35 protein-coding genes and 1 pseudogene are annotated in these 24,260 nt (G+C 28.3%); 32 read left to right on the top strand and 4 right to left on the bottom strand.

Features of this window, described 5'->3' with window-relative positions; genetic code table 11:
- Nucleotides 1-49 precede the first annotated feature (49 nt).
- Nucleotides 50-1,000, bottom strand: coding sequence for an alpha/beta hydrolase (locus tag ABUA17_RS00180; protein WP_055275949.1), 951 nt, complete (start codon nt 998-1,000; stop codon nt 50-52).
- 143 nt (nt 1,001-1,143) lie between these two features.
- Between ABUA17_RS00180 and pyrE the strand changes: the two genes are divergently transcribed.
- Complete coding sequence (gene pyrE / locus ABUA17_RS00175) at nt 1,144-1,815, top strand: orotate phosphoribosyltransferase (protein WP_042398759.1); 672 nt, start codon at nt 1,144-1,146, stop codon at nt 1,813-1,815.
- A gap of 37 nt (nt 1,816-1,852) precedes the next feature.
- Here the strand turns inward: pyrE and ilvA are convergent, their stop codons facing one another.
- Nucleotides 1,853-3,052: a threonine ammonia-lyase gene (ilvA, locus tag ABUA17_RS00170; protein WP_082423853.1), complete on the bottom strand. Its 1,200-nt coding sequence runs from the start codon at nt 3,050-3,052 to the stop codon at nt 1,853-1,855.
- A 203-nt stretch (nt 3,053-3,255) separates the two neighbouring features.
- On the opposite strand from ilvA, the gene ABUA17_RS00165 reads away from it, so the two are divergent.
- The 9 genes from ABUA17_RS00165 (at nt 3,256) to miaB (ending at nt 12,163) form a co-directional block, all read left to right on the top strand.
- A complete protein-coding gene (locus tag ABUA17_RS00165) occupies nt 3,256-3,996 on the top strand; it encodes a pseudouridine synthase (RefSeq protein WP_042398753.1) in 741 nt (246 codons plus the stop codon).
- A gap of 9 nt (nt 3,997-4,005) precedes the next feature.
- Nucleotides 4,006-4,545: a tRNA 5-(aminomethyl)-2-thiouridylate-methyltransferase MnmM gene (mnmM, locus tag ABUA17_RS00160; protein WP_055275944.1), complete on the top strand. Its 540-nt coding sequence runs from the start codon at nt 4,006-4,008 to the stop codon at nt 4,543-4,545.
- A gap of 124 nt (nt 4,546-4,669) precedes the next feature.
- Nucleotides 4,670-5,566, top strand: a complete 897-nt coding sequence (locus ABUA17_RS00155) for a MurR/RpiR family transcriptional regulator (protein WP_042398747.1) — start codon at nt 4,670-4,672, stop codon at nt 5,564-5,566.
- Between the two features lie 73 nt (nt 5,567-5,639).
- The gene (locus ABUA17_RS00150) at nt 5,640-6,854 is read left to right on the top strand and encodes a BaiN/RdsA family NAD(P)/FAD-dependent oxidoreductase (RefSeq protein WP_042398745.1); all 1,215 of its coding nucleotides are present in this window, start codon (nt 5,640-5,642) and stop codon (nt 6,852-6,854) included.
- 155 nt (nt 6,855-7,009) lie between these two features.
- Nucleotides 7,010-7,666, top strand: coding sequence for a (d)CMP kinase (gene cmk, locus ABUA17_RS00145; RefSeq protein WP_042398739.1), 657 nt, complete (start codon nt 7,010-7,012; stop codon nt 7,664-7,666).
- A gap of 34 nt (nt 7,667-7,700) precedes the next feature.
- Entirely contained in the window at nt 7,701-8,546 is an 846-nt protein-coding gene (locus tag ABUA17_RS00140; RefSeq protein ID WP_195951178.1) for a 4-hydroxy-3-methylbut-2-enyl diphosphate reductase, read from the top strand.
- Nucleotides 8,547-8,548: 2 nt separating this feature from the next.
- A complete protein-coding gene (locus tag ABUA17_RS00135; protein WP_042398732.1) occupies nt 8,549-9,607 on the top strand; it encodes a S1 RNA-binding domain-containing protein in 1,059 nt (352 codons plus the stop codon).
- A 93-nt stretch (nt 9,608-9,700) separates the two neighbouring features.
- Entirely contained in the window at nt 9,701-10,636 is a 936-nt protein-coding gene (locus ABUA17_RS00130; protein ID WP_052330671.1) for a GNAT family N-acetyltransferase, read from the top strand.
- A 183-nt stretch (nt 10,637-10,819) separates the two neighbouring features.
- Nucleotides 10,820-12,163 (top strand): tRNA (N6-isopentenyl adenosine(37)-C2)-methylthiotransferase MiaB, encoded by a 1,344-nt coding sequence (miaB, locus tag ABUA17_RS00125; RefSeq protein ID WP_055275999.1) that lies wholly within the window; start codon nt 10,820-10,822, stop codon nt 12,161-12,163.
- Between the two features lie 336 nt (nt 12,164-12,499).
- On the opposite strand, the gene ABUA17_RS00120 is transcribed toward miaB, so the two are convergent.
- Nucleotides 12,500-13,588, bottom strand: coding sequence for a site-specific integrase (locus ABUA17_RS00120; RefSeq protein ID WP_195951179.1), 1,089 nt, complete (start codon nt 13,586-13,588; stop codon nt 12,500-12,502).
- Nucleotides 13,589-13,839: 251 nt separating this feature from the next.
- A complete protein-coding gene (locus tag ABUA17_RS00115; RefSeq protein WP_195951180.1) occupies nt 13,840-14,205 on the bottom strand; it encodes a helix-turn-helix domain-containing protein in 366 nt (121 codons plus the stop codon).
- 149 nt (nt 14,206-14,354) lie between these two features.
- On the opposite strand from ABUA17_RS00115, the gene ABUA17_RS00110 reads away from it, so the two are divergent.
- From ABUA17_RS00110 to ABUA17_RS00005, 22 genes and pseudogenes are all read left to right on the top strand, one after another.
- Nucleotides 14,355-14,555, top strand: coding sequence for a helix-turn-helix domain-containing protein (locus ABUA17_RS00110; protein ID WP_195951181.1), 201 nt, complete (start codon nt 14,355-14,357; stop codon nt 14,553-14,555).
- A 36-nt stretch (nt 14,556-14,591) separates the two neighbouring features.
- The gene (locus ABUA17_RS00105) at nt 14,592-14,819 is read left to right on the top strand and encodes a helix-turn-helix domain-containing protein (protein WP_195951182.1); all 228 of its coding nucleotides are present in this window, start codon (nt 14,592-14,594) and stop codon (nt 14,817-14,819) included.
- Nucleotides 14,820-14,838: 19 nt separating this feature from the next.
- Entirely contained in the window at nt 14,839-15,540 is a 702-nt protein-coding gene (locus ABUA17_RS00100; protein WP_349817890.1) for a BRO-N domain-containing protein, read from the top strand.
- A 19-nt stretch (nt 15,541-15,559) separates the two neighbouring features.
- On the top strand, nt 15,560-15,853 hold the full coding sequence (locus ABUA17_RS00095; RefSeq protein WP_195952336.1) for a histidine kinase: 294 nt from the start codon (nt 15,560-15,562) through the stop codon (nt 15,851-15,853).
- Between the two features lie 86 nt (nt 15,854-15,939).
- On the top strand, nt 15,940-16,095 hold the full coding sequence (locus ABUA17_RS00090; protein WP_349817889.1) for a hypothetical protein: 156 nt from the start codon (nt 15,940-15,942) through the stop codon (nt 16,093-16,095).
- Nucleotides 16,096-16,097: 2 nt separating this feature from the next.
- Entirely contained in the window at nt 16,098-16,229 is a 132-nt protein-coding gene (locus ABUA17_RS00085; RefSeq protein ID WP_278336470.1) for a hypothetical protein, read from the top strand.
- A 2-nt stretch (nt 16,230-16,231) separates the two neighbouring features.
- A complete protein-coding gene (locus ABUA17_RS00080; RefSeq protein ID WP_349817888.1) occupies nt 16,232-16,444 on the top strand; it encodes a hypothetical protein in 213 nt (70 codons plus the stop codon).
- A 107-nt stretch (nt 16,445-16,551) separates the two neighbouring features.
- Entirely contained in the window at nt 16,552-17,067 is a 516-nt protein-coding gene (locus ABUA17_RS00075; RefSeq protein WP_349817887.1) for a host-nuclease inhibitor Gam family protein, read from the top strand.
- Between the two features lies 1 nt (nt 17,068).
- Complete coding sequence (locus ABUA17_RS00070) at nt 17,069-17,860, top strand: hypothetical protein (protein ID WP_349817886.1); 792 nt, start codon at nt 17,069-17,071, stop codon at nt 17,858-17,860.
- 42 nt (nt 17,861-17,902) lie between these two features.
- Nucleotides 17,903-18,691 carry a DnaD domain-containing protein gene (locus ABUA17_RS00065; protein WP_349817885.1) on the top strand — a complete coding sequence of 263 codons (789 nt, stop codon included), beginning with the start codon at nt 17,903-17,905 and terminating at the stop codon, nt 18,689-18,691.
- On the top strand, nt 18,612-19,460 hold the full coding sequence (locus ABUA17_RS00060; protein ID WP_349817884.1) for an ATP-binding protein: 849 nt from the start codon (nt 18,612-18,614) through the stop codon (nt 19,458-19,460). Before ABUA17_RS00065 ends, ABUA17_RS00060 begins: the two co-directional genes overlap by 80 nt.
- A gap of 23 nt (nt 19,461-19,483) precedes the next feature.
- The gene (locus ABUA17_RS00055) at nt 19,484-19,807 is read left to right on the top strand and encodes a hypothetical protein (protein ID WP_349817883.1); all 324 of its coding nucleotides are present in this window, start codon (nt 19,484-19,486) and stop codon (nt 19,805-19,807) included.
- A gap of 1 nt (nt 19,808) precedes the next feature.
- Nucleotides 19,809-20,117: a MazG nucleotide pyrophosphohydrolase domain-containing protein gene (locus ABUA17_RS00050; RefSeq protein WP_349817882.1), complete on the top strand. Its 309-nt coding sequence runs from the start codon at nt 19,809-19,811 to the stop codon at nt 20,115-20,117.
- 18 nt (nt 20,118-20,135) lie between these two features.
- Complete coding sequence (locus ABUA17_RS00045) at nt 20,136-20,321, top strand: hypothetical protein (protein WP_302782671.1); 186 nt, start codon at nt 20,136-20,138, stop codon at nt 20,319-20,321.
- A gap of 2 nt (nt 20,322-20,323) precedes the next feature.
- Complete coding sequence (locus ABUA17_RS00040) at nt 20,324-20,677, top strand: hypothetical protein (protein WP_055290806.1); 354 nt, start codon at nt 20,324-20,326, stop codon at nt 20,675-20,677.
- 2 nt (nt 20,678-20,679) lie between these two features.
- Nucleotides 20,680-20,994, top strand: a complete 315-nt coding sequence (locus tag ABUA17_RS00035; protein WP_055290804.1) for a hypothetical protein — start codon at nt 20,680-20,682, stop codon at nt 20,992-20,994.
- Between the two features lie 3 nt (nt 20,995-20,997).
- On the top strand, nt 20,998-21,246 hold the full coding sequence (locus ABUA17_RS00030; RefSeq protein ID WP_195951195.1) for an AbrB/MazE/SpoVT family DNA-binding domain-containing protein: 249 nt from the start codon (nt 20,998-21,000) through the stop codon (nt 21,244-21,246).
- Nucleotides 21,247-21,332: 86 nt separating this feature from the next.
- Nucleotides 21,333-22,082, top strand: a complete 750-nt coding sequence (locus tag ABUA17_RS00025; protein ID WP_349817881.1) for a Rha family transcriptional regulator — start codon at nt 21,333-21,335, stop codon at nt 22,080-22,082.
- Between the two features lie 9 nt (nt 22,083-22,091).
- Nucleotides 22,092-22,517 (top strand): annotated as a pseudogene (locus tag ABUA17_RS00020) (RusA family crossover junction endodeoxyribonuclease).
- The gene (locus tag ABUA17_RS00015) at nt 22,510-22,752 is read left to right on the top strand and encodes a hypothetical protein (protein WP_349817880.1); all 243 of its coding nucleotides are present in this window, start codon (nt 22,510-22,512) and stop codon (nt 22,750-22,752) included. The pseudogene ABUA17_RS00020 and the gene ABUA17_RS00015 overlap by 8 nt, the downstream one beginning before the upstream one ends.
- A 3-nt stretch (nt 22,753-22,755) precedes the next feature.
- Nucleotides 22,756-23,823: a hypothetical protein gene (locus ABUA17_RS00010; protein ID WP_349817879.1), complete on the top strand. Its 1,068-nt coding sequence runs from the start codon at nt 22,756-22,758 to the stop codon at nt 23,821-23,823.
- 1 nt (nt 23,824) lies between these two features.
- Nucleotides 23,825-24,169, top strand: coding sequence for a hypothetical protein (locus tag ABUA17_RS00005; RefSeq protein ID WP_055290790.1), 345 nt, complete (start codon nt 23,825-23,827; stop codon nt 24,167-24,169).
- Nucleotides 24,170-24,260: the final 91 nt, after the last annotated feature.

Raw genomic sequence — 24,260 nt, 5'->3', positions numbered from 1 at the left:
TTAAATAAAAATAAGAAGTCGTTAAGAAATATAATGACTTCTTATTTGATTATTTGCTTTCAGAAAGAATAAAATCAATAATATTCATATAAAGTCCTAAAGCTTCCTTATTAGATAAGTTTTCTAAATAGTGAGTACAATTTTCTAAGGTATAAAAATCAAATTTATTGTTTAACTCTATTCCACTTTCATATAATTCAACGGAAGTATCGTATGGAACTATATTGTCTTTTTTACTATGTATTATCAAAGTATCTGGCAAATCCTCTTTAATATAATTAATAGGACTATATAATTTCGAATAACTTTCTATATCTTCTGCAGTAAAGTTATCAACAATCTCGCTTGGCCCTGCACTTAAATTAATTTTACTTAAATCCGAAGGTCCAAATAAATCAACTATATATTTTACCTTTGATGGATATTCTTTTAGTGAAACGTCTCCGACAAATTCATCATCATCGGAAAAAGCTGCAATCATTGATAATTGTGCACCAGCTGATGGTCCAATAAGTCCAATATTATCTACATCAAAATTATATTTATCTTTGTTTTTATACACCCATCTTATTGTATCTTTTACATCTGATATTTGCTTATCAAATATCACTTCATCATCCATTAATTCATAAGATGTACTTATAACAGCAAACCCTTCATCTTTTAGCAAATCAATTATTGATGAAATAGCCTCTGGTATAACCTTATCTCCATACACCCATCCGTTTCCAAATACATAAATAATTACAGGCTTTGGATCCTTTATTTCTTCATTAATATACAAATCCAATTTTAGTGTTTCACCATCATTCCTTTTATAAATAATATCCTTATAGGTTATATCTTTTATAGGTTCACTATAAAAATCGCTTGATATAGTTGCTAAACTATTACTTAATTTAAGAACCTCATATAAAAACTTAAAACGTATTGAATTTAAAACTCCTATAATTAAAGTTATTAAAATAATTATAATAAATAATGTTCTTTTTTTTCTCATAGACTCCTCCGATATATAGTTATATATAGAATTATTGCCATAAATTCTCTAAATATTAAAATCATATAAATTTTATTGGCTTTTTTTTACGAATAATGTTACAATATTTAAGAAAAATATACATATAAGAGGAGTTGTTTTCTATGCAAAAATATAAACAAGAATTTATAGAATTTATGGTTAAAAGTAATGTTTTAAGATTTGGGGAATTCGTTACAAAGAGTGGTCGTCAAACACCTTTCTTTATTAACACTGGAAATTATACAACTGGAGAACAACTTGAGAAACTAGGGGAGTTCTATGCTCAAACAATTAAAGAACGTATAGGTACAGAAGTTGATGTATTGTTCGGACCTGCTTATAAAGGAATTCCATTAACTGTTACAACAGCTATAGCTATGAATAAATTATATGGAACTAATGTAGAGTATTGCTCTAATAGAAAAGAAGTTAAAGATCACGGTGAAGGTGGTATTTTACTAGGAGCAAAATTAGATAATACAAAAAAAGTAGTTATAGTTGAAGATGTTATGACTGCAGGAACTTCAATTTATGAAACTGCACCAATATTAAAGGCTCAAGGCGATGTTGAAATATGTGGATTAGTTATTTCAGTAGATAGAATGGAAAAAGGAAAGGGAGAACAATCTGCTCAATCAGAAATCAAAGAAGCTTTCGGTATAACAACTTATCCAATAGTAACTATGGCAGAAGTAGTTGAATATTTATATAATAGAGAAATAGACGGAACTATATATATTGACGATACTATTAAAGAGGCTATAGCAGAATATTATAAAAAATACGGTGTTTAATAAAAAATAGGATAATGTAAAAACATTATCCTATTTTTTAATACATAACATTTATTTGATAATCATTTTGCTTAAAAGCACTTAAGATATTTTGTATATGTTCATGTCCATTAGTTTCAACTGTTACTTCTAATAATACATTATGAATTCTATTAATTGCTTTAAATTGATTATGTTCAAGTTTCACTACATTTGCATTTTCTTTAGCTAAAATCTCAGATATTTTTAGTAATTCACCTGGAACATTTTTAAGCTCAACAGAAAAACAAAGTAATCTACCCTTAGATACTAAGCCATTATTGATAAGTGATGATATAGTTAACATATCTATGTTACCTCCACTTATAATACAACATACCTTTTTATCTTGAACATTTAATTTATTAAGTGCTGCTAAAGTAACTACTCCTGAAGCTTCAGCTAATAATTTATGCTTTTCAGCTAACAAAAGAAATGCTTCAACTATTTCACTTTCAGAAACAGTAATAATCTCATCAACATAATCTTTTACTATTTCAAATGTTCGATTCCCAGGTGTCTTAACAGAAATACCATCTGCAAGTGTATTTACAGAATCTAATGTACAAATTTTATTGTTTTTTATACTTAATGCCATTGAAGGAGCTCCTTCGGCTTGGACCCCAATTATTTTAATATTTGGATTTAGTTCTTTTGCAGCAAGACTAAGTCCACTTATTAATCCACCTCCACCAATTGGAGCTATTAAATAATCAAAATCATTTATATCCTCAAAAATCTCTAAGGCAATTGTTCCTTGTCCATAAATTACGTCCATATCATCAAAAGGATGTATAAATACTCTTTTTTCCTCTTCTTCTAAAGACTTAGCTTTCATAAATGCATCATCGTAGCACTTTCCATGTAAAATAACATTTCCACCATAATTTTTAGTTGATTCTACTTTTAAGTATGGTGTAGTTTCAGGCATTACTATGGTTGCATTAACACCAGCTAATAAAGAAGCATATGCAACTCCTTGTGCATGATTTCCAGCAGAAGAACAAATAACACCTCTTGATTTTTCTACTTCATTTAATGATATTATTTTATTTAATGCACCTCTTAACTTATATGCACCAGTTAATTGTAAATTTTCACATTTCATATAAACATTATTTTTACACATTTCGCTAAAAATATTACTATATAATAATGGTGTTTTTACAACTGTATCCTTTATGTTTTCTCTTACATTTATAATTCTTTCTAAATGCATAATATCTAGCCCCTTTTCTTTCATAACTAATATTTATAAAAATAGTAATAATTATATATTATCATAAAATAATCCATTAATCGATTATTTTTACATAAAATATACTTTAGCTCAACTTTTCTTTATGTAATTAAAGATATAGTTGTATTAATTTAATATTAAATATATAATTACCTTGAATATTAAGAGACGGAGTGAAAATGATGGAAGAAAGATTACAAAAGTACATGGCTCAATGTGGTGTAGCTTCTAGAAGAAAATGTGAAGAAATAATCTTAGAAGGTAAAGTTAAGGTTAATGGAGTTGTGGTTAAGGAATTAGGTACAAAAATTGATCCAGAAAAAGATACTGTAGAGTTTAATGATAAAATTATAAAAATAGAAGAAAAAAAAGTATATATTATGCTTAATAAACCAGAAGGTTATATTACTTCTGCTAAAGATGAAAAAGGTCGTAAAACTGTATTAGATATAGTGAATGTAGATGAAAGAATTTACCCAATCGGGAGATTAGATTATGATAGTTCTGGTTTGCTTTTATTAACTAATGACGGAAGTATATACAATAATATAATTCATCCTAGAGTAGCTATAAAGAAAAAGTATATAGCTGAATGTAGAGGAAAATTTACTGAAAGTGATTTAAAGAAATTTAAATCCGGAATAGATATTGGAGGATATGTAACTGCAGAGGCTGAAATAGATGTAATTTCGGAAGAAAAATCTTTTAATTCAAGAAAGAATAGCAACGAAATTATATCTACTGTTGAAATATCAATACATGAAGGAAAGAACAGACAAATAAGAAAGATGTGCGCTTCTTTAAATCATGAAGTAATAAGCTTAAAAAGAGTTTCTATAGGAAATATAAAACTTGGATACTTAAAAAAAGGTCAATGGAGAAATTTAACTTCTGAAGAGTTAAATTATATAAAAAGTTTATAGGAGTTTTTTATGTTTAAATATGTATCTGATGTGAGTTTACTTTCTCACAATATTATTAAAGAGTATATTACAACTAAAGATATAGCTGTAGATGCTACATTAGGAAATGGTTATGATTGTGACTTTTTATCAAATAATTTTAAGAAAGTGTATGCTTTTGAAATTCAAAAGAGTGCTTGTGATAAATATGTTGATAAGAATAATAATGTAACAATTATAAATGAATCACATGCCAAAATCGATAGCTTTGTGAAAGAACAAATAAATTGTGTTTGCTATAATTTAGGATATCTTCCAGGTGGAGATAAAAACATAACTACACTTGCAGAATCAAGCTTAGAAAGTATAAAAAAATCATTAGATTTACTAACATCAAATGGTATTATATCAATAGCTATTTACAGGGGGCATAATGAAGGTAAAGATGAGGAAAATTGCATTATTAACTTTGCCAAGAATTTGCCTAAAAGCAAGTATGGTGTAATGATACATGAATGTATAAATAGATCTAGCACATCACCACTATTAATGATAATTGAGAAAAAATAATTATTATTTGAATTTCAATTTATTTTACTTGCATTTTTTTGTATTTCAGATTAATTATTTCATTGATTATATTAATAAAAAATGCTAAAATGATTGAAGTTAATTGAAATAGGAGAATGAAATAATGGAAAGAACTAACAACGATGAATCAAAGGATTTAATGAAATTAATTCAAATGAGATTTCCAAGGCTTAGTAAAGGGCAAAAGCTAATTGCTGAATACATATTAAAAAATTATGATAAAGCAGCATTTATGACTGCCGCAAAACTAGGTGTTTCAGTTGGAGTTTCAGAATCTACTGTAGTAAGATTTGCAATAGAATTAGGTTTTTCAGGATATCCTAAACTTCAAAAATCGCTTCAAGAGTTAATTAAAAATAAATTAACTACAGTACAAAGATTAGAATTATCTAGTGATTATATTACTGAAGGTCATGCTTTAAAAGGTGTATTAAAAGCTGACATGGAAAATATAAGAGCTACAATGGAAAAAATAGATTATAATACATTTGAAGATGTAGTAAATAATATTTTTGCAGCAAAAAGAATTTATATTATAGGATTAAGAAGTTCTATGGCATTAGCTGAATTTTTAGGGTTTTACTTAAATATTATCCTACAAAATGTAAAAACTGTTGGATATGGTATTTCCGATATTTTTGAACAAATGATTAATGTAGGTGAAGGCGATTTAGTTATAGGAATAGGGTTCCCACGTTATGCAAGCAGAACTATAGATGCATTAGCTTTTGCACAAGATAGAGGTGCAAGAGTAGTTGCAGTTACTGATAGCTTTTTATCTCCACTAGCAACTAGAGCAGATTATGCACTAATTGCACAAAGTAATATGGCATCTTTTGTTGATTCATTAGTTGCTCCATTATCAGTAATAAATGCATTAATAATTGCAGTGGGAATGAGAGAAAAAGATAATATTTCATCAACGTTTAACAGTCTTGAAGAAATATGGCAAGAATATAATGTTTATTCATACAATAATCGTAATGTTGGTGATGATTAAATTTCAATAAAAAGGAATTAACATTTGTTAATTCCTTTAGTTATTATAAACAAATAATATAGGAGGACTTTAAATGGCAAAAGTCATAGTTATAGGTGCTGGTCCTGCTGGAATAATGGCAGCAATTCACGCATCAAAAAAACATAATGTAATTCTTTTAGATGGTAATGATAGAATAGGTAAAAAGTTATTTATTACTGGAAAGGGAAGATGTAATGTTACAAATGCAAAGGATATAAGTGAATTTTTCGACTATATTCCAGGTAATCCTCATTTTTTATATAGTGCTTTATATTCATATACAAATGAAGATACTATAAATTTCTTTGAAAATGCAGGAATTAAATTAAAAACTGAACGTGGTGGTCGTATTTTCCCAATGTCAGATAAATCTTCTGACATAATTAAGGGACTTTCAATTGGCTTAAAAGAAGCTAATGTACAAGTTAAATTAAATTCAAAAGTAACTAATATCATTTATAATAATGATAAAATAACTGGAGTAGAGATAAATAATACCACAAAGTTAAATGGAGATCATTTCATATTAGCTACTGGTGGTGCTTCTTATCCACTAACAGGTTCTAGAGGTGAAGGGCAAAAGTTTGCTAAATCTCTTGGACATACAATTATAGATTTAAAACCTTCTTTAGTTCCAATTGAACTAAATGAGCCATGGCTTAAGGAGTTAATGGGATTATCTCTTAAAAATATATCTTTAAGTATTTTAAAAAATAATAAAGTAGTCTATAAAAATCAAGGTGAAATGATGTTTACTAATTACGGAATGTCAGGGCCATTAGTATTAAGTGGGTCAAGATATGTAAAAAATGATGGTAATTATGAAGTTTCGTTAGATTTAAAGCCAGCTTTAAATGAAAGTGAACTTGATAAGAGATTACAAAAGGATTTCTTAAAATATCAAAATAAAGAATTTAAAAATTCTTTAGATGATTTATTACCACAAAAAATGATTCCTTTAATTATTAAACTCTCAAATATACCTGAAAATAAGAAAGTCAATGTAATTACAAAAGAAGAAAGAAAGAATCTTGTTTACCTTCTTAAAAATCTTAAAGCTAAAATTAAAGGCCTTCGCCCTATAGAAGAAGCAATAGTGACTGCCGGTGGTGTAAATACATTAGAAATTGATCCATCAACGATGAAGTCAAAAATAATATCAAATTTATCATTTGCAGGTGAAGTTATTGACGTTGATGCCTTTACTGGAGGATATAATGTGCAAATCGCATTATCAACAGGATATATAGCAGGAAGTAGCATTTAAGCTAGATTTTAAATCTTTAACTTATTAAATTAAACTTACTTAAAATTCCAATTAAGTGAGTCTAATTTCCTTTATTATTGAGAAATTTTATTTTTAATATTATAATGTACTAGTACATAAGATAGATGTAAATGTTTGAAAGGTGGATAATTATTATGAGAATATCTGTAGCGATAGATGGACCAGCAGGAGCGGGGAAAAGTACAATTGCAAAATTAGTAGGTAAAAAATTCGATTTAATGTATATAAATACAGGTGCAATGTATAGAGCTGTGGCTTTATTAGCTAAAAGAAACAATATTAAAACAACTGACGTTGATGCGTTAATGAATATGATTGATAAAATGGAGATGCATTTTGAAAATGACGATTTAATATTAGATGGCGTTAATATTCAAGATGAAATTACACTTCCAGAAATAAGTGAAATTGTTTCTGAATATGCTTCTATTCCTGAAGTAAGAGCTAAGCTTGTAAACTTACAAAGAAAGATGTCTGAAAAATATGATGTAATTATGGATGGTAGAGATATTGGTACTGTAGTACTTAAAAACTCAAAATTCAAATTTTTCTTAACTGCAACACCAGAAGAAAGAGCTAGAAGAAGATTTATAGAATTAGTTAATAGAGGTTTAGACGTTAGTTATGACAAGCTACTAGAAGATATCATCAAAAGAGACTATATTGATAGTAATAGAGAAGTAGACCCTTTAAGAAAAGCTGATGATGCAATAGAAATTGATAGTTCAAACTATAATATTAATGAAGTAACTGAAATAATTTGTAATTTTATAGAAAATGCCTTACAATAGATAAGAAGAATATTTTAAACATAGGAGAAATATTATGAAAGTATTATTAGCTGAAAATGCTGGTTTTTGCTTTGGAGTTAAGCTTGCTGTAGATGAAGCAATCAAAACTCAAAATAAGTATAATAAAAAAATATATACATTAGGTCCGTTAATTCACAATAGTGATGTAGTTAATTATTTAGAAGAAAATAATATATATGCTATAGATATTACCGATGTTGATACACTAAATGAAGGAGATGTTATTTTAATAAGATCTCATGGTGTATCAAAAAAAGTTTTTGATTATTTAACTGATAAAGGACTTATTGTTATTAATGCAACATGTCCTTTCGTAACTAATATTCAAAAGAAAGTAAATAAATTTTCAAGTGAAGGTTACAAAATTGTTATTTTAGGAGATGAAAATCATCCAGAAGTAATAGGAATTAATGGCTGGTGTAATGATTCTGCTATCATTACAAAAGATGGTAGTTTTAATGAAAAATTATCTGGAAAAGTATGTGTTGTATCTCAAACTACCGAAAAAGAAGAAAATTGGGATAAAACTATTAATAACCTATCAATAAATACTTATGATGATTTAAAATCATTTAATACTATTTGTGCAGCAACAGAAGAAAGACAAAAAAGTGTTTATGAATTATCAAAAAAAGTTGATTTTATGGTTGTAGTAGGTGGAAAACATAGCTCAAACACAACAAAGTTATATGAAATAGCTAAGAAAAATTGTGAAAATACTATTCACATTGAAAATGCTAAAGAAATCTCAAAAGATATTTTAAAAGATAAAGATATAAAAACTATAGGGGTAACAGCTGGAGCATCAACTCCAGATTGGATTATAAAAGAAGTAATCAATATTATGGAGGGATTTTAAAAATGGAAGAACAATTAATTTTAATGAATGAAATGGATAGAAGATTTCGTATAGGTGATGAAGTTGAAGGTGAAATACTTTCAATTAAAGATAGTCAATTACAAATATCTTTAGTAGGATATAAATCTGATGGTGTTATTCCTTTTAAAGAATTAGCATCTGAGGACAGAATAAATTCAGTTTTAGAAAACTTAAAAGTAGGCGACAAAATTAAAGCCAAAGTTATAAAATTAAAAAATGAAGATAATTACGTTGTATTATCAAGATTAGAATATGAAAAGGAATCTACTTTAGAAAAGCTTGAAGAGCTATTCAATACAAAAGCTGAATTTGAAGTTGTTATAAAAGATGCTAAAGAAAAAGGCTTAGTTGCTTATTATAATGTTGTTAGAATATTTATACCAGCTTCACAAATAGATATTAAATATGTTGAAGATAAAGAAAGCTTAGTTGGAAAAACATTAAATGTAAGATTAATAGACTTTTCAAGAGATAATCTTTCAAAGATTGTAGCTTCAAGAAAAGTAATTTTAGAAGAAGCTAAAGCAGAAAAAGAAGCTGCAGCATGGGAATCATTACATGAAGGAGATATAGTAAAAGCAGAAATTAAGAGATTTACAAAATTTGGTGCTTTTGCTGAAATCAACGGAATTGACGGATTAATTCACTTATCACAAATTTCTTGGAAACATATTAACTCATGTGAAGAAGTATTAAAAATTGGTGAAATTGTTGATGTTAAAATACTAAGCTTAGATAAGGCTGAAAAGAAATTATCATTAAGTATAAAAGCTTTAACTCCAGAACCATGGAGCGTAGTAGATGAAAAATATGCTGTAAATTCAGCTGTTTTAGGAAAAGTTGTAAGAATCAATGATTTTGGTGCATTTGTAGAATTAGAACCAGGTATTGATGGATTAGTTCATATATCAAAAATAAGTCATGACCATATTAAACATCCATCTGAAGTATTAAGCATTAACGAAGAAGTAAAATGCATAATATTAAGTATTGATAAAGAAAACAAAAGAATTGCTTTAAGCATTAAAGATGCACAATAATTTTAGCAATATAAAGAAAGATTACACATATATATAAGTGTAATCTTTTTATCTATAAGGGGATTATTAGAAAGTTAAGTTTAGGGGTTATGTATGGTATTATTAGAAAGGTTATCCAGTAATAATTTTGAGAATTTTAAAAACTTAAATTTAGAGAGATTTAGTAAAGAAAATTATGATAAAAACTTTTTTGAATACTATGAAAACGAAAAATTTTTTCTAAAAATTTTTTTAAAGAAATTTGTTAAGCTATTTATTTATAGAAAAGAAGTTATAGGTTATATATGGTATGAAATTCCAGTAGAAATGCCAGTGAGAGTTTGGTCTTTATATATTAAACCTGAATATATTGATTTGTTAAGTCCAGAAATTTTAAAAAGCTTTAACAATACTATTCTCTCTTATGAAACATGTAATGATGAAGATACTAATAGAATGCTTATAAATTTAGGATTTAAAAAAGTTAAACCCTCTTTATTAATGAATATTGAATTAAGTAATTATAATAAAGCAGCTCAAGTTGCTCTTTTAAAAAATAGCTTAGAACATAATTCTAATGTAATTAACTCTTTAAATAACTTATATAATGGGAATATAAGAAACATTAATATTACTACTGAAAAAGTACTATTAGATAGAGATGAAGAGTTAAGATGTAAAATTCAAAATTCAGTTTTTTCAGCTACAACAAGGATTCCTCTAGAAGTAGAGGATATACAAAATGACATTGAACAAGATTATTATATGGAAGACTTATCTTTGTTTATAAAATTAAATAATATTGCAATAGGTTATGGCCAAATAATATTTAATCGTGATATGTATACTGTAGTTAATTTTGGAATACTTAAAGAATTTAGAGGATATGGATTTGGTAAAATACTATTAAATGAATTGATTAATGCCGCAAAAAAAATGCAAATTAATGAATTGTTTATTAGAGTAGAAGAAAATAATTATAGTGCCCTAAAATTGTATAATTGGATAGGATTTAAATCTAAATCTATTATTAATAAGTGGGAAAGATAGATAAAATTATATGATTTTAATTATTTTTTTTAATTATGAGTAAAAGAGTATAAGCTATTAAAGCTTTTACTCTTTATTTTTTACAAAATTTTATGTTATAATACATTGAGATTTGATTTTACATAAATAACAATGGAGGAATTAGTAATGGCTAAAGAATTTGATTATAAATTATTAGATAATATGAAAGAAACTGATACTAAAGAAATGAAACACTATTATATTCATACATATGGTTGTCAAATGAATGAAGAGGATTCTGAAAAACTTTCTGGAATGCTTAAAAGATTAGGCTATACTAGAACTGAAGATAAAAATGAAGCAAGTATAATTTTATTTAACACTTGTTGTGTAAGAGAAAATGCTGAAAATAAGGTATTTGGTAACTTAGGTCAATTAAAAAAATTAAAAGAAAAAAATCCTGATTTAATAATTGGTATTTGTGGTTGTATGATGCAACAAGAAGGAATGGCTGATAAAATATTAAGTCAATTCCCTTATGTTAATATAATATTTGGTACACATAATGCTTATAAGTTCCCAGAGTATTTAAATAGAGTTAGAACTGAAGGTGTTCAAATAAAAGAAATATTCAATAAGGAAGAAGAAATTGTTGAAGGATTACCAATTGATAGACAAAGTGATGTTAAAGCATTTGTAACTATTATGTACGGATGCAACAACTTCTGTACTTATTGTATAGTTCCTTATGTTAGAGGAAGAGAAAGATCTAGAAAACCTGAAGATATAATTAAAGAAATAAAGGGACTTGTATCTCAAGGATATAAAGAAATAACTTTATTAGGTCAAAATGTTAACTCTTATGGTAAAGGTCTAGAAGAGGAAGTATCATTTGCAGATCTTTTAAGAATGATTAATGAAATAGAAGGATTAGAAAGATTAAGATTTATGACTTCTCATCCAAAAGACTTAAATGATGATGTTATTATGGCTGTTAAAGAATGTGGAAAGCTATGTGAACAAATTCATTTACCAGTTCAAAGTGGTTCTGATAGAATCTTAAAGAAAATGAATAGACATTATACTAGAGAATACTATATGTCTTTAGTTAATAAAATCAAGAAGGAAATCCCAGATGTTTCATTAACAACTGATATAATTGTTGGATTCCCTGGTGAAACTGAGGAAGACTTCTTAGATACTTTAGAATTAGTAAAAGAAGTTCAATATGATTCAGCATTTACTTTCATATATTCAAGAAGAAATAATACACCAGCTGATATGATGTTAGATCAAGTTTCTGAAGAAGATAAACATCATAGATTTAATAGATTAGTTGAAGCAGTTAATGCTGGAGTTATAGCTAAAAACAAAGCTTATGATGGTAAGATTGTTGAAGTATTAGTAGAAGGTACTAGTAAAAATGATGAAAGTAAACTTTCTGGAAGAACTAGAAACGGAAGATTAGTTAACTTTACTGGAGATAATGTAAAAGTTGGTGATATAGTAAATGTTAAAGTTACTAAAGCACAAAACTTCTCATTAGTTGGTGAAGTAGTAAAATAAGTACAATAAGGATAGCTCTTAATACTAGAGTTATCCTTATTTTAACGTCTATAGAATTATAAATATAATATAGGAAGTAAAAGTTAAGAAAAGCTGTGGTTTTAATCAAAATCTCTTAAATCTTAATTATTTTATCTTACCTATACTCTTACTTTATAATATTAAAAATATGTTGTATAATACATGATAAACAGCTAAAAAATAGGCTTTATAATATAATTAATGGAGGTAACTATCATGGCATTGACACCGATGATGAAACATATACCCCTTATTCCTAGTAAAATCAATACTTTATACGTTTGTTTATGCCGTTCGGCAAAAAAACGTCAAAAACTATTTAAATAAATTATTAATCTTATCTTTAGCATCATTCAGCATTGAATTATTAACATGACTATAAACATTCATTGTCATCTTCATATCATGTCCTAAAATATAAGCTGCAGTTTTTAGGTCTACACCACTCGCAATTAAATTGGTAGCATAAGTGTGCCTTAATTCATGCATACACACATTAAATCCTAGTTCTTTTAGTCTGCGATTTAAAGAAGTTTGAAAACTCCTCTTAACTCCAAAGTTGAATATTCTTCCATCTGGAGCAGGAGAGTATAAAACCATAAAAGAGTTAATAGCATCTATTGTTGTTTTTGGAACTGGTATTATTCGATTAGAATTTTTTGACTTAAGAGGACCTAAGCCGAAAACATTATCTCCAATCATTTTATATTGCTTATTTACGTTAATTGTATCTTCTCCAATATCCCCCTTAGTTAATCCTAGAATCTCACCAATACGCATGCCAGTTGTGCTTGCAGTTAATGCAACTATGTAATAACTTAGCTTATCATTCTTTAAAGCTTCTAATAAATCATCAACTTCTTTTTTGTCAAGAGCTCTACGCTCTGGTTTATCAATGTTCTTTTTTAACTTTACATCAGCTGCAGGAGATTCAGTTATAATATTGTATTTATTTACTGCAGCATTAAATAGAATATTAATATATGCAAGTCTAGATCTTACTGTAGTTTGTTTTCTATTTTCTCTATACATATTATCTATAACAACTTGTATATCACTTGTTGTAATATCTTTTAATTTTTTATCATGTATAAGTTTGAAATTATTAACACTGTATTTCAGATTTTCAGCTGTAGATGCTGTTATATATAATTTATTATCATAATTATATATTTCATAAAATTCTTTAAATGTTATGTTGTTATAATCATGATTAATCACACGATTTTCTAGTAAGTACTCTTTTAACTCGCTTAAAGCTTTATCAGAAGCTTTTTTTGCCTCTTGCTTAGTTCTATATCCTTGTTTAGCTTTTTGCCTCCATTTACTGTCTACTTTATAAGATATAATGTACTGCCAGCCCTTATCCTTTTGACGATAAGTTATATTGTATTGCAGATCCATTTTTGGTTCCCTCCTTAGTATAAATTTCCTTTCCATTCTTCTTGATTGAAGCAATTTTATCAATCACGTTTATTAACCCCTTTTCCTTTGATCCCATTATATTTTTTATCTTTAGTATACACACGTTCTTATTTTTTTCGGTATGCCGAAATAAAACATATGTTCGATAGAGGTGTAAAAAATATGGAAAATATCAACAATGTCAACATTTCCCTTAGCCGATTTTGAAAGATAATTTTCAATCCTTTCACCTATAAAAGTTTTTTTACATCAAAACCAACATTTTTTAATTTTTTAAATAGGTCTTCTATATCTTTTTGAGACAAATGCAATTTTTCATCATCAAATTCAATTTCAAAAACTTCTCCATCTATTTCTTTCTTTATATAAGTTTGATAATTATCAGATCTCATTAAAAGAAAATCGAGATTAACATTTAAAAAATCTGCAATATCTCTTAAAGTAAATGCATCTGGCGTACGTTCACCATTTATATAATTACTAATAGTATTTGGAGCTTTATTTATTGCTTTTGCTAAATCTATATTTTTTAAATTTTTAATATCTAAAATAAAAGCAATACGTTTACCAATTGTATCTAATTGTTTTATATCCATTAATCACACCTCGTTATTAGTATATCAAATTGAGAACTTTAAAATTAATTTAATCTCAAAAAGAGATTTTTTTTATCAAAAAGCGTTGACATATTCTCATTATGAGATTATTATATAAATATAGTCACAAAACGAGAGGAGGTAACAAAATGAACAAGGTGCTTTTTTTAAGAAGAGGTTATGGAATTTCACAAGAAGAAATAGCTAAAAAGCTAAAAACTTCTAGAAAATCTGTAAGAGAAAAAGAAAATGGTAAGAAAGATTGGAATAAAACTGAGATGATTGAACTTACTAATATTTTTAAAGAGTACAATCCAAAGCATACAATAGATGAAATTTTTTTTAAGTAAAATGTTCTCATTTTGAGAATAAAGGAGTTGGGAAATATGAATCTTAAAAACATAAGAAAAGAAAAGGGATTAACATTATCAAAACTAAGTAGTATTTCAAGTATAAGCACTAGTTACTTAAGTGAACTTGAAAAGGGTAAATATGAAGCTACTGAAAGTAAAATAATTCGATTAAGTTTAGCGCTTGGAATTACACCTAATGAATTACTTGGTTGGGAAGAAATAATAGAAAACTTAAAAAGTAAACTAAATAATTTTATTTAAAAAATAGGATGGTGGGAGAATGGAGAATAAAAAACATCAAAGAAGAAAAGATGTTCAATTATTTATTAATAAAGAATTAGAACTTGAAGTAAGAGCAATAGAGATTAATGGAGAAGGGTGGTTAGTTGGTAAAGATGTTGCAGAAGTTTTAGGATACTCAAATACTGCAAAAGCTATTAGGGATCATGTTGATATTGAAGATAAGCTGAGTGAACGAATCGTTCTGTCAGGTCAAAATAGGGAAGTTATTTTAATAAATGAAAGTGGATTTTATTCGTTAATACTTAGAAGTGAGATGCCAAAAGCAAAACAGTTTAAAAGATGGGTAACAGCAGAAGTATTACCACAGATAAGAAAAACAGGTGGATATTCACCTAATAATCAACTTGCTTTGTCAGAATTTAAGGGTCAAGTAATAGCGATGGTAAATGATATAGTATCTGAAAAAATAAATGAAGTAGAAGATAAATGTTCAGAATTTTATAAAATCAATGCGGCTAAGAAGTATGATGTAAGCCAGTATATAAAAAGAAGGCTGGGCATTAATAAAGCTAATGATGAATATCATCAAGTTAAAGATAGAGTATTTCTATTACTTAATGTTACCAAATGGGAAGATATAGACATTGATACATTTAAAGAATCCATAGATATTATAGACGAAAGTATACGTGTAATAAAAATGGAAAGACCTTACGAACAAACTAGATTTAATTTATAGAACTACAGGAGAGGATTCAATGAAAACAGTATTAACAAAAGCTGAATTAGCTGAAAGATGGAGTGTTGATGTAAGAACAATTGATAAGTGGGAACAGAATAAAGTCATCCAAAGGATAGATGGCATTCCTACCCCTAGATATTCTGTAGAGCACATACAATCTATAGAAGGAATTAAAAACCTTAATCAATTTTCACCTTTAGAACGTAAGAGGTTAGAAATTGAACTTGAAAAATTAAGAGCCGAAAATGAAAAGTTACGAGCAGTGCTTTCAAATATATTATCAGAAAGCGCAAAAGTTGTTGGGATTTAATAATAATTAATACAGATGATAATAGGCGAATTTGCCTTTACAAGTTAACTTAACATAATTTACTTCTGTAAAGGGGGTGATGGGGAATGGAAGAGGAAATATTAACAAAAGCTAACGAACTTTATGAACTTTTGAAAGGATTCAAAGAAAGTATAGAGGGAACTGGTAAGTCAAACTTATACTGGGGAGCTGAAGAAGCACAAAATGCTTTAGGTTCATTAATAGAATGTATGGAGGGTTAATTATGGGGGTTAATTATTGGGGAATATTCTTTTTTGTAATGCCGATGGTAGTTGCAATTTTAGTTGGAAGTATAACTTTAATGCTAGTAAGTATAAAAGAAATTAAAAGAAATTTTAAAAAAGGAGAATCGTAAATATGAATGAATTACCAGATTGTATGTATGACTATAGAGAAGATTTATCTTATAGATATGAAAAGGACGATGAACCAGTAGTCGCAGGTACTTGTATAGAATGTGGAGAAACAATTTACACACATCAAGACCACTATGTATTTACTAATGAGTGTGTATGTGAAAACTGTATAAATGAATATGTAGACCAATTCAAAGTTAAAAAAGATTTTTAAATGTTATTACCTCGAGTTGGCGCTCATTAATGAGGTAATAACAATAGAAAAACATTCAAGTATAGTATAACAAATAGTATTAAAAAATCAAGGTAGGAGGAATGTAAATGAGTAATATTTTACTAGAAAATGATTTGTATGCAGTTAAAGAAGGATTTGAGGTTTCAGATTTACAAGGAGCAACATGGTGTTTCAGAAAATTGAGAGCAATAGAGGAAAAGATTGAGGAAGTTACAAGTGTAGCAGCTATAGAAATTGATAGAGTTACTGCATGGCTTGCAGGTGAGACTAAATCGTTAGAGGAAGATAAAGCATATTTTGAAGGATTACTTAATGATTATTATGTTAAGGAAAGAGCTAAGGATAGAAAATTTAAATTAAGTACTCCATACGGAAAGGTAACATCTAGAAAGATAAAAAAATGGACTTATGATGAAGAGGTTGTTAAAGCTTATGTTAAAGATGAAGAGTTGCCTTTTATAAGAATTAAAGAAGAATTAGATAAAGCTGCAATTAAAAAGACTTTCAAAGATGGTATTAATACTGAAACAGGAGAGTATATACCAGGAATAACTATAGAAGAAATTGATAGTATTACAGTTAAAGTTGAAGGAGGAGTTTAAGATGGATAATGAAATTATGGTTCAACAAAATAGTGTGACTAGTCTTATTGATAGTGTAGATATTGGTGCAATTGCAGGAACAATGCAAAAAATAAATACATTCCAAACTGTTATTCAAAAGAATTTAAAACAAGATCATGATTTTGGGGTTATAGCAGGTGCAGGAAGTAAGCCAACATTATTAAAACCAGGTGGTGAGAAAATCTGCATGATGTTTGGTCTTAATCCAGAATATGATTTTTTGGAAAAGACAGAAGATTATAAAGAAGGCTTCTTTGCTTATAACATAAAGTGTACTCTTTATAGAAATGGAAATCCGGTAAGTCAAGGTGTAGGCAACTGTAATTCAAAAGAAAGTAAATATGCTTATATAAATGCTTATGAACTTCCAGAAGGATTTGATGAAAGCATGGTATTTGAAAAGAAAACAACTAAATATGGAAAGATTCAATATAAAATACCTAATCCAAAGATAGCAGATTTAGTAAATACTATATTGAAAATGGCTAAGAAGAGGGCGTTTATTGATGCAGTATTACAAGTCGCAAGTTTATCGGATGTATTTACACAAGATATAGAGGATATGAAAGAGTTTGTACAGCAAGAGCAAAATGCAGGTGCAGCTAATATGAATATTGATGAGGCTAAGAAAGTAATTATAGGATTTGGAGCTCATAAAGGGAAGAATATGGGGAAAGTTTATGAGGAAAAGCCTGAGTATATTGAATGGATATATAACAACACCAAAGATGGAATTATGAGGAGAGCAGCAGAATTAATATTAAACAAATAAGCTTGGAGCTTAGGCTCCTTGCTATCATAGGAGGAATTAGGGATGGCTGAAAAAAGAATGTTTTCAAAAACGATAATTGATTCAGATGCTTTTTTAGATATGCCTTTATCGAGTCAAGCTTTGTATTTTCATTTAAGCATGCGAGCAGATGATGATGGATTTGTAAATAATCCAAAAAAAATTCAAAGGTTAACAGGATGCGGAGATGATGATCTAAAATTGTTGATGGCAAAGAAATTCTTAATACCATTTGAAAGTGGAATAGTAGTAATTAAGCATTGGAGAATACACAACTATATAAGAACTGATAGATATAAAGAAACTAATTATATAGAAGAAAAATCAATGTTAGGAATTGAGAAAAATAAAGCTTATTCACTTTTAGTAGAAAATAAGGATTGTACACCATTAATAAGTTTGTCTCAAAATGGTATGTCAAATGGTATACCAACGGGTGACAAATTGGATACCCAGAATAGATTAGATAAGAATAGATTAGAAGAGAATAGTATAGATAAGAGTAGACAAGAAGAGAATGGCAATTGTAGTAGTAATTTTTCTAATCTTGATATATTTAAACATTTTGAAAAATGTGGATTCATAGTAACAGCAATATTAATGGAACAAATATCAGCAGATATAGAAGTTTATACAGCTAAATGGTTAATGGATGCAGCAACTGAAGCGATGAATAGAGGAAAGATTAATAATTATAAGTATGTGTTAGGTATATTACAGAATTGGACTTCAAATGGAAGGAATGAAAGTAATGGAAATGGAGCTACTAGCAAAAACAATAGAGAAGAATCTGAAGAATGGATTGGCCTATGATGTACCTATAAAAACTTGTGAAAAGTGTGGAGATCCAATTCAAAAAGATATTGTAATTCTAAATGTTCTTAGAAGAGTTCCTATAGTTTGTAGTTGTAGAAAGAAAGAACTAGAACAAAAAGCTATTGAAGATGAAAATAAAGAAAAGCAAATAAGGTTAAATAGCATATTTAAAAATAGTTTACTTGATGAAAAGTTTTTAAAGTGTACTTTTAAAAATTGGGACCACAATAAAGGTTCAGAAAAAGTTTTTGAAATATGTAGTAAATATGCAGATAACTTCAAAATAGCTAAAGATAATAACTTAGGATTACTAATACATGGAGAACCTGGTAACGGAAAAACACATGCTGTATCTTGTATTGCTAATTATTTATTAGAAAAAGGGGTACCAGTAGTTTGTGTAAGTATAAGTAAAATGCTAGAAAGAATAAAAGAAACTTATAACTCTTATGGAAAAGAGGGCGAAGAAACAGTCTTAAGAAGCTTTTCTAACGCTGATTTACTTATAATAGATGATTTAGGGACCGAACAAATTAGTGAATGGAGCCAAGCTAAGATATACAACATTATAGATGCTAGGTATAGAAACGAGTTACCTATAATAGTTACAACAAATATCAAAGTTTCTGATTTAGAGGAAATGTATCACAAAAGAACTTATGACAGATTAATGGAGATGTGTACACCAGTACTTAGTGATGGTAAGAGTATAAGGGCTCAAAAGGGTAAGGAAAAAGTTGATATATTGAAAAAACTTATTAGATAGTTTGATTAAAGGGGGATGTAAAAGTGAATAAAGATAAGATGTATCATTGCATTGATAATTTAGGATTAAATGCAAAAGAAACTATTGCAGCAAGTGAAGAGTTAGACCAAGAAGTTTTAGCTGAAATGCTCAAAGATCCAATAGTTGAAAATATATATCTTAAGCAAGTAGTTAAGGCTAAAGAATATAGAATAGCAAAACTTGAAGAGATAATAAGAAATCTAAGAAGAATGAATAGAAGAATTAATGATTTAGCAGAAGTTGCAGTAATGCTTAATGAAACTGGAGTACCTGCTGAAGATAGTGTTAAATTATCAGTTCATATTAGTCAAGTAAAGGGGTTTTAGCATGAAATTAAAGTTAATGATACTTGATAGGAATGTAAAGACATCAGAGAACAACGATAACGACTCTTGGGAGAAGATTTCTAACAAGCTTGAAGAAGAATACCTAGAAGTACGAGAAGCTATTAGAGAGCGTTCTGACAAGCTACACATAGCTGAGGAGTTGTTAGATGTACAACAGATAGTTATTAGAGGATTAATTTTATTAGCAAAAGAAGGTTTTGACATCAACAAATTATTTAGTAGACATAATAAAAAACTAGTAAACAGAGGATGGAAAGAAAAAAAGATTATAAATATTTTCATTAAATAGATTTAAGGAGTGATTCATATGTCAAGAGTAGAAGAGGTTAGAAATTTAGCAGAAGGTTTAGTAGAAATTCAAGTAGATTTTATTGATAAGGATACTTGTAAGAAACAAGGATTAATATTTTATAGATTTGAAGATTTGGGTAAGTGGTATGCAGATAATTATGATGCAGTTGAAATATTAGAAGTTGTTCAAAGTGAGGAATAGTTATGACTGTAGCAGATAATATTTTAGCTTATATGAATGCTAGAGGCACTAAGAAGTATACAAAATATCATCTTGGAGCAATAAGAGCAGCTATAAGAACTGAATTTATTACTAGGGATAAAACTGATATTTTCTTTAATGCACGAAGTAAAGCCGGTAAGCAAAAGCTTAATAGGGAAATTGCTAAAATAGCAAATGAAACATTAGGTAGTACAGATATTACAGCACATGATGTATGGATATATAAGAAGTGTGTAGCAGATGAATATCAAGATAGAACTGGAAAGTGTGCTTGGGGATTTGCGAGTGTAAGAAATAAGTTAGGGTATGATCCAGAAACCGGAAAGGAGCTTTGAAAATGAATAAAAAAGCTTTAGAAATGTATAAAGCAGAATTAGAAAAGCTTAAAGCTAAGTATGAGAAGAAACTTAATACAGAGATAGAAAAGCATAATAAAAAAATAGAAGAGTTAAAGAATGATTATCCAGATATTAAGTCAATTGATGAAGCCTATGGATATGGAATTATAACAAGCTCTAAGAGAGATAAGATTATAGAAATATTTGATAATTTTGAAGCGGTTAAGAATTATCAAAGTGCAACTGGAAAGCTAGTTGTAATGCTAGAGAATGATATTAAAGCAATAGAAATAAATATAAGGATGGAGGAATAAGAAATGAAAGCAACGGGAATTGTAAGAAAAGTAGATGAGTTAGGGAGAATAGTAATACCTAAGGAGTTGAGAAGAACTCTAGATATAAATGAAAAGGATGCTCTAGAAATATATACAGAGGATGAACAAATAATTTTAAAGAAATATGAACCACAAGTAACTGGTTGTATTTTCTGTGGAAGTTCTAAAAATACAGTTAAATGGCAAGGTAAGGAAGTTTGTAAAGTTTGTATAAAAGCATTGAATAAATAAATAGGGGGAGAATGAGCAGTTATTGCAGCGTGGTTTTAGGTGCTCATTCTCATATGAAACTCAATATCATAAAAGGAGAGGTAAAAATGGAAAATAAAATTGAAAAGCATCAACATAAAGATGTTGTAGTAACAAGAAATAATAATGGAGAGCTAGTTGTAACAAGTAGACAAGTTGCAGAAGATTTTGAAAAAAGACATAGTGATGTACTAGATAAAATTAGTGGATTAATCAGAGAAATAGAACTAACGGAAAATTCCGCTCGTTACTTTATTAATAGTTTCTATGTTGATGCAAAGGGTGAAAAAAGAAAAGAGTTTTTATTAACAAGAGATGGATTCAGTTTATTAGTAATGGGGTTTACAGGTAGTAAAGCACTTCAATGGAAGCTTAAATATATAGAAGCATTTAATAAAATGGAGCAGGCATTGAGAGAACCACAAAAGCAATTATCACCAATGGAAATGATGGAACTACAATTTAAGGTTCTAAAGGATCATGATAAGAAGTTTGAGGAAGTAGATGAAAAGTTAGAAGTTTTAAGTAATACAATGACTATTGATTATTCACAACAAGAAGTAATTCATAGAATTGCTAAGGAAAGAATGGTACAAGTTTTAGGTGGAAAAGATACTCCAGCATATAGAGAACTTAGTAAGAAAGTGTTTTCTAACCTTTGGAAAAGGTACAAGCAAGTATTTCATGTTGCAAGTTATAAAGATACAGCTAAGAAGGATTATGAAGAGGCAATTAAGTACATTGAGAAGTGGGAGCCTAGTAAAGAACTAGGATACATGATTACCGGTGCTAATAGTCAGATTCAATTTAATAATTAGGAGGAAATAATGGAGAGATTTAGAGTAGCATTTATAGTTCCAGGTGAACCAAAAGGTAAAGGTAGACCGAGATTTAATACAAAAACAGGTAGAACTTATACACCAGGAGATACTATTAATTATGAAAATTTAGTTAAGATGCAATATCAAGCATTAGTTGGTGACAAGTATACAGAAAAATAAGTTGAAGCAAGAATTACTTGTTACTATGGAATACCTAAAAGTATGAGTAAATCTAATAGAGAAAAGGTTTATCATGGCAAGTTGAGACCAACTAAAAAACCTGATCTAGATAACATTGCTAAGATTGTCCTAGATAGTTTAAATGGACTAGCATACAAAGATGATAGCCAAGTTGTTAGCTTAAGAATAGACAAGCATTATGCGGATAAGCCCTTGATTAAAGTTGAATTATATGAGGTGGAGCATGAATAAATTAAATTTATTTAAAGGATTAAAAGTAAGAGTTTTTACAGGTGATAAAAGAAGTAAGTTAAACGCTAAAGATGGAGTTATAACAGATGTAACAAATAGAGTGATTGTTGTAACTTACAAGGGTGTTGATTATAGAGAATCATTCAATATAGGGGCAATATTAGCAGATAACAATATTGATGTAAGAGTTGAAGAAAATTGGACAAGTTTAAAAACTTTATTATTGAGAGGTTAGCAGATGAATAGAAGTCAAAGAAGAAAGTTAGAAAGAGAGCAAGGTAAAGAAGTAGCTCAATATAATGCACAAACTAAATGGTTAGATACTTTACTTCCTTGGCAAAAGAAGGTTATAGACACAATGTTAAGAGAAGCTAAAGTAGATGCAGAAATAGAGTGTATTGAAGCAGTAGACAAGATATTAACAGGAGTTCTATTTGAAAGAACTGATATGGATTGGCAGGAGTCATTCGAGTTTAATTCAGCATTTGGAAAATATTATGCAGAGTATAGATTTGTGGTTAGTAAATATGGGAAGGAGAAGAGATTAAAAATGTTACAAGGATTAGAAAAGGAAATAGTAGGGAAAATAGAAAACTGGATTACTGAAGGTAAAAGCAAGATTCAAATAATTAAACAAATCAGAGAAGATTATAAAGGTGTAGGATTAGTATCGCCAGAAATTAATAATGTGTACCAAAGAACTTATGAAAATTATAAAAATTATATAAAAGAAGTTGAACCAGAAATAATTGAGAAAATAAGCAAGTATTTAAATGACAATCAAAAGTCAGAAGGAATAATAAATTTACTTAAAATTGAATATCCAAAGATTTCAGATAGCGATTTAAGGGGCTTATTCATATTAGGGAAAGATGAGTTCATGAAACCAAAGTATGAAGATTATACTAATGTTCCTTATGTTGGTTCTGAAAGTGATAAGAGAGCAGCTGAAAAAAGAAAGTCTAAAAAAGAAGTTGCTAAAAAGGAACAGAAACCAGAAGAAAAAGTTAAAGAAGCTATAGTTGAAGTGGGAAAAGCAGGAGCAGAATTTTTAAAAGAGTTTAATAAAGTAGTAAGGGAGAAGAAAATGAGTAATTTAAAAATCATTAATGAGGTTGTAAAAGTTGTTTCAAGAGAACTTGAGGGTGAGTTTGGTAAATATATTGCTGATGAAAATGGAGTTACAAGAGAAGACATCACATTTAAAGATCTAGCTGCAGTAGAAATTTATAAGAAAGAGCAATTAGAGAAATTTGAAAGAGAAATAGCTGAATTACAAGCAGTCTTTACTTTCAGGGAAAACTAATATGGATATAGCAGAGAAATTAGAATTGTTGGAGAAGTCTAAGAAAACTTTAGACTCTCTAACAATAGAGTTAAGGAAACGTGGCTATGCTAAGGCTATGGCGGAGAGAGAGTATAGAATGGCTTTAGCAAAGAAGGAAATAGAACTAAGAGGAAGAGGCAATAACTATCCAGCAAACCTTGTATATGATATAGCTAGAGGACAAGAAGCAGAATTAAGATATAAGCGAGATATAGCAGATATTGAATATGAGATATGCAAAGATAGGCTAAGAAATGAGAGAAGCAATATAGAAGCAATACGTAGCCTTATAGCTTGGGATAGAGCCAATTATTTAAATAGTTAGGAGGCAATTTGAAGTTATTGCGAGTTAGTAAAAGGAGAAATAAAAATGAGAAAATTTATAGTTAAGGTTACAACCACAAAAGAGTTTGAAA

The sequence above is a fragment of the Clostridium sp. RTP31139st1_H3_RTP31139_211217 genome, assembly GCF_040227035.1.
In the GTDB taxonomy this organism is placed as follows: domain Bacteria; phylum Bacillota; class Clostridia; order Clostridiales; family Clostridiaceae; genus Clostridium; species Clostridium saudiense.
The sequence above is the reverse complement of the archived record's forward strand: the minus strand, read 5'-3'. Positions and strand labels throughout refer to the sequence as shown.